The sequence below is a fragment of the Candidatus Eisenbacteria bacterium genome (assembly GCA_016867495.1).
In the GTDB taxonomy this organism is placed as follows: Bacteria; Eisenbacteria; RBG-16-71-46; order CAIMUX01; family VGJL01; genus VGJL01.
On the sequence record VGJL01000147.1, the window covers coordinates 1 to 6,309 of the forward strand.

Below are 6,309 nucleotides of genomic sequence, written 5' to 3' on the forward strand. Positions count from 1 at the left end.
ACTTCATCGCGTCGATGGAGGGCGGGGCGAGGCCTACGGGCTGCCGGATCCGCTTCACGCTCGATGTGAGTCCGGACCAGGCCTACTACAGCGGCGGGGTCGTCTATATGGGAGGCAATTACGGCTACGACGACACGATCCTCCTTCACGAGTTCGGCCACTTCGTCCAGTACGCCTACGGCGGATTCTCGGACAATCCCGGCGGGAGCCACTACGTGAACGACAGCGCGCAGGATCCGCGGCTCTCGTTCGGCGAGGGCTGGCCGACCTTCTTCAGCTGCGGGACGCGGGACTGGGCCGGCTACGTCCATCCACAGGTCTATATGAACTCGACCGGAGATTCGACGACCGGACACATCAGCTTCTCGTACGACGTTGAAACTTACACGGGCGGCTCAGGGGCCTCGTGCGAGGTGTCGATCACCGCCTGTCTTTGGGACCAGGTCGACGGTGACATGACCGCCGATAACACCCCCGGCGTGGACGACGAGCCCGGCTACCAGATGGATCGGACCTTCCAGGAGTCGTGGGACTTCACGCGGGACTACCTCTCGCAGCCGCCCTTCTCGGGCGATCTGACCTATGAGGACTATCACGACATCTGGATCGCGAGCGTCCCGAATCCGCAGACGACCGAGCTTCTCCAGATCGAGCAGTTGAACCACGGAATCCTCTACAGGGATGACTCCTACGAAAACGACGACAGCTTCGCCACGGCGGGCGGCTACCACTCGTTCGAGGATATCGGGATGGGGCGCACGACCCACCACACGACGTGGCCGCAGGGCGATGAGGACTGGATAAGATTCGAGGGGTTGGCCGGGGTCCAGTATCAGATCGAGACGCTCGGGATGCGAGATGGCGCCGACACATACCTCGAGATCCGGAACGCTCTCAGCGTGGTCGTCGCCTCGAACGACAACGTAGCGTCGCCGACGCCGGGCGGACACAATGCCTTCGAGAACCTGCGGTCGAGGACGAGCTACACGCCGGCTACGACACAGGATCTCTACGTGAGAATACGCCGATCGCCGAACTCCCCGTGGGGTCCGGTCTCGAAGTACGGGAACTGGTTCGCCAAGATCAGGGCGGTCTCCGCCCCGTCGAGCTATCCGAACATCATGACCAATCCGATGTTCTCATTCACGATAACGCTCGATCAGAACGACGAGACGACCTCGATCCTCGAGATCCGGAATACCGGAACCGTCGACACGCTCCACTTCAGCTTGGCCGAAGCCGGAGGGGACATCCCGTGGGTCAGTGAGAGTCCGATGTCCGGCGCCGTCCCGCCAGGCGGGAGTCACCTCTGCGACATCACATTCAACGCGACCGGCATGGAGCCCGGAGACTATCGCGGAACCCTGGAGATCCACTCCGATGATCCGAACCTCACGGTGCGCTCGCTCACGCTGGACCTAACGGTGATCGAGGTGGTCGCTGCGAACGATGCGCTGAGAGAAACGGATGAGATCTGGATCGGGGCGAACGCGCCCAATCCGTTCGAAGGGGAGACCCGGATTCCGTTCACGCTATCGGAGGCGGGCCCCACAGTCCTTGCGATCTACGACCTGCAGGGACGGGAGATCCGGCGTCTCTGGGATGGTCCGCTCGATGCGCGAACCCACGCAGTGACATGGGATGGCCTGGACGGTCTCGGCCGTGAGGTCTCCAGCGGCGTCTATCTCTGCAGACTCTTGGCTCACGGTCGGTCCGTGACGCGCAAGATCGTTCTGTCGCACTGAGACCCGAGGGGCGGGGTTGATCGTGAAGACCCCGCCCTATCGGCTTCGAGGGGACGGCCCCGCCGGAGGCCGGCTCTATCTCGCCAGGACGATCCGCCCCGTCGCCGCGCCGGCCGTGGTGACGGCCCTCACGAAGTAGAGTCCCGCCGGGAGTTCGCGTCCGGCGTCGTCCTTTCCATCCCAGGTCAGCCCGGAATCCTCCGGCGCCAGGTCCCCCGCGGTCAAGACGCGCACGCGCGCTCCCGAAGGATCGAAGATCTCCACGCGCACTAAGCGGTCCATGAGCGACGAGAGGCGAATCTCTGTCTTGTCCACGAACGGGTTCGGCCGGGCGCGGAGGAAAGGCGGCGCGGCCAGGCGGGAGGCGGCAGGATCCTCGATCGCCTGCGGATCGACCTGCTGGGCCTGGTTCAGAATCCAGTTGTCGGGATCCAGCATCACGGCGAGGGGAGCCGCGTCCAGCGGTATGTCGAAGTCCTCGTGAGCCTCGTCCACCCACAGGACGAGGAGCGTGTCCCCGGCGACGGTCGCGACTTTGACATCGAGGGGCATCGTGAAGACAGGTCCGTTCGTCTGCACCTGATCGATGGCCAGCACAAGGCGATGGCCGCCGGATTGCTGTCCGATCCAGGCGTAGCGGTAGACGGGCCAACCGACGCCGTGGATCCACTCCTGGAAGAACCAGTCGAGGCTCTGTCCGTGAACCGCCTCCACGGCCGCCTGGAACTGCGTCGTGACGGCGTTTCCATGCTCATAGAGAGCGCGATAGAGCGCGAGGGCCTCGAAGAAGGCCGCATCCCCGACAACGTGGCGCAGCATGTGAAGGACGGTCCCGCCTTTCTCATAGACGGTCGTGCCCCACATGTAGTCGGGATCGTAGATGGGGAAGTTCTCCGAGCTGTTGAACACGGGCTGCATCAGGCTGCTCTGCATGTACGCGAGGTAGTCCTGCAGGCCGTAGGCGTATTCGCGGTGGATCGCCTCGCCATAGGTCGCGAATCCCTCGCTCAGCCAGATGTCGCGCCAGTCATTGATGGCGATGCAGTCCCCCCACCACTGATGGGCGAGCTCGTGGGCCAGGAGCCAGTCGTACGTGTGGTTCGGCTGGATCAGCATGGCAAGGTGCGTCACGCAAGTCTGGTGCTCCATGTCTCCCTTGGGCGCGGCAACGTAGCCGAACTTGCCGAAGGGATAGGGGCCGTAACGGGACACGAAGGCGTCCATCATGGTGTGGACGTTGGAGAAGTGAGTCGGCGCGTTTCCGACCTGGCTAGGATAGACCCAGTAGTGGATCCAGTCGTAGGTGGCGTCTACGAGCTCGCTGTAGTTGGATGCGGCCACCATCATCACATGGGGAGCGATCTGGTGCGTCTCGGACCATGTGTAGGTGACCGAACGAGAGTCCTCGTCGCGTTCCTCGCGGAGCAGGACGCCGTTGCAGACGGCCTTCTTGCCGTCCGGCACCTTGATGCGGAACTCGGCCGTCGCCTTGTCGCACGGCCAGTCCCAGCAGGGGAACCAGCACTTGCCCATCGAGGGAGGATAGGCGTAGAGCCCGACTCCCATCTGATAGGCGATCCCCCCGTTGGTGGAGCTGAAGTAGAAGCCGCCGAATCCGCCCGATCCTTCGTTGGTCGGGGTTCCCCTGTAGAAGACCTCGACCTCGAAGATCTCGCCGGCATCGTAGGGGCGCTCGAGATAGACGGTGAGATAGGGATTCTGTCGGAGGAAGGATAGGGGCCCGGTCGATGTCCGAACGGAGTCGACCGTGAGGGCCGCGAGGTCGAGGACGATCTGCTGCAATCCGTCCAGCTCGCTCATCGAGCGCACGAGAGTCGAGCCCCCGATCCGGGAGGTCGCGAAGTCGATCTCGAGGTCGATCGCATAGTGCAGCACGTCGAAGTCGTGCGGGCAGTTGTCGGTACGTTCCATCGTCGCAAGCCGCGCGAGACTCTCGGCGCGGCGCCCCTCGATCGACTTCAACCACTCGCGCGAGCCGGGCCGGAGATGGGACGGATCGACGGAGACGGGATCGGCCAGGCGATCGCGCGCGAGACGCGTCGGCCCTTCCTCATTGATCGCGGCGAGGCCGCCGGCCTGGCTGCCCGGAGGAAGGCCCGACTCCCCGGCGGCGGGGGAGAGGGGAGGAAGGAGCGCGGAGAGCAGCGCCAGCAGGATCAAAGCCCGGAGTCGTCTCATGCTTCGCCTCCTGCGCACCGTATCGGCAAGGTCCGCCGCCGCATGCGCAGGACGATTCTACTCCCGAGATCCCGAGATCGACAAGCGACTTGCTGGAGACGCGACTTGCTGGAGACGACTTGCTGGAGGGGTGGCGGCTTGCCGGAGGTGAGGCGACTTGCGGGAGGGACGAGGCGCCGCTTCCGCCTCTGGCGGAGAGACACGGCAAGTTCGATGCGATACACTCACCGGCGGCGGGGATCGCGATCCGCGAGGACGAGCGGCGTCCTCTCGGCGGGATCGGTGAACGCCATGAGACCGTTGAAGGAGGAGAGATGGCCGCCCAAGGTGGAATGAAACTGCTCAAGGAACTCTGCGAGACCCCGGCGATTTCGGGTCGTGAACAGCCGATGATCGTGCTGATGGAGCGCGAGCTGAGGAAGAGCTGCGACGAGGTCCGCGTCGACGGCTTCGGCAACGTGATCGGGATCAAGAGGCCGGGAAAGGCGACGACGAAGGGACGGCGCGCCCTCAAGGTCATGATCTCCGGGCACATGGATGAGATCGGCTTCGTCGTCAGCCACATCGACAAGAAGGGGTTCATTCGATTCAACCCCCGAGGCGGGCATGTGCCGAAAGTCCTCTACTCCCAGAGGGTGCGCATCCTCGGCAGGGAGGAGATCACGGGAATCGTTGAGGCGTCGCCGGCGTTTCTGGGACAGCCCGAGGAGCTGCTGAAGTCGGCGGAGATCAAGAACTTCTTCATCGACACGGGTCTCGCCGACAAGGCGCTGCGCAAAGTCGTCAGCGTGGGGGATCCGGTCGTCCTCGACCGCGGATTCATCGAGCAGGGCGATTGCTACATCTCCAAGGCGTTCGACAACCGCGTCGGCTGCTACGCGGTGCTGGAGGCGGCAAGGCGCCTCAAAAGGCACGCGGCCGAGGTCTATTGCGTGGGGAGCGCGCAGGAGGAGGTCGGCGTGCGCGGCGCGCGCGGGGCCGCGAAGGAGATCGATCCCGATCTCGGCGTCGCGATCGACGTGACGGGGGCGTTCGACACTCCGGGAGTCGCGGAGCACCAGCAGGTGAGCGCCCTTGGCGCGGGAGTCGCGATCAAGATCAATGACAGCGCGAGCATCTCGAACCACGGGATCGTCCAGTTCATGAAGCGCCTCGCGGAGAAGAACAAGATCAAGCACCAGATGGAGATTCTGCCGTTCGGGGGAACGGATGCGATGGGGATGCAGCTCTTTGGCCGGGGACCGGTCTGCACCCTCTCCGTCCCGACTCGTTACGTCCACTCCCCGAACGAGATGATCCACAAGGCGGACCTGGAGGCGACCGTGAAGCTCCTGGTCTGCTTCCTGGAACGCGCCCAGGAGTGCAGGCCGGAGTTCTGAGACGAATGAGGCTGGGGGAAGCCCTTGGGGCCTCCGCCACGATCCGGAGACCCCGAGCGGTTCCCGAAGCCCCGCGCCGCGAACGCGAACATAGCGGGGCGAAGGGAACCCTCGGGGTCTCTATGCCGACGAGGGGTCTCGGGTCTCGGGGAGGGTGTGCCCGCGAGCCGATCCCGTCGGATCAGCCCAGATTCCCCTGAACGCTGGCGGGCTCCGAGCCGTCTGCATCCACGGACACGGACGGAAAGGAGCCCGGCCATGCGTACCAACCGCCCATCAACGTTCACCAGGCGGAGCATCCGCCTTTCGATCCTCGGCCTCCTCCTAGGGGCGATCTTCCCCGCGAGCCCCGATCCTGCCATCGCCGGCGACCGGCCCACGAAGCTGGAGCGGCAGATCGGCGTGATGGAGAAGGCGATCAACACCATGCTCGTGGACAGCCCCAACTTCCTCGTTTCGGGCAGCGATGTGACCGAGGGGTTCGAGGACGACGAATACGGCGCCCTCTTCGTCTTCAGCGCGTCGCTGACCGGGCCGGGCTGGGACGGCCACGGTCTCGGCGCCTTCTTTAGCGGATTGCCTCATGGATTGGGGAAGGAAGGCAAAGTCATCATCCGCAAGATCAAGGGCAAGGGGGGAGAGACGGAGATCGACATCGATGACGAGGGCGTCTACATCGATGGCGAGGACGTCATTGTCCTGGGGAAAGGCGACAAGAAGTGGAAGAAGCTGCTCAAAGAGAAGGGCGGCGACTTCGAGGTCATGGATGACAAGGAGCTCAAGGAACGGCAGCTCAAGAAGTACGAGAGCGCCAAGCAGGAGCTGATCGAGGTTCTGATGGACTACGGCGAGATCCTGAGGGGGTTGCCGGCCGGCCGGTCCGTGAAGATCATGGCGCGCATGCGGAACATGGATCTGCCGGAGGGCAAGGAGGTCCGGAAGCTCACCGTCCGGGCCACGATCGACGATCTGCGATCCTACGGGGA

The 6,309-nt window shown here is 64.2% G+C and carries 4 protein-coding genes; 3 read left to right on the forward strand and 1 reads right to left on the reverse strand.

The features are described 5' to 3' along the window. Positions 1-1,745: T9SS type A sorting domain-containing protein (locus FJY88_10865; GenBank protein ID MBM3287834.1), on the forward strand; the 1,745-nt coding region annotated here is incomplete at its 5' end. A gap of 75 nt (positions 1,746-1,820) precedes the next feature. Here FJY88_10865 and FJY88_10870 read toward each other — a convergent pair. After that, a complete protein-coding gene (locus FJY88_10870) occupies positions 1,821-3,944 on the reverse strand; it encodes a hypothetical protein (protein MBM3287835.1) in 2,124 nt (707 codons plus the stop codon). Between the two features lie 332 nt (positions 3,945-4,276). On the opposite strand from FJY88_10870, the gene FJY88_10875 reads away from it, so the two are divergent. Next, positions 4,277-5,323, forward strand: a complete 1,047-nt coding sequence (locus tag FJY88_10875; GenBank protein MBM3287836.1) for a M42 family metallopeptidase — start codon at positions 4,277-4,279, stop codon at positions 5,321-5,323. Between the two features lie 258 nt (positions 5,324-5,581). Further along, a partial coding sequence (locus FJY88_10880) for a hypothetical protein (GenBank protein ID MBM3287837.1) occupies positions 5,582-6,309 on the forward strand: 728 nt, incomplete at its 3' end.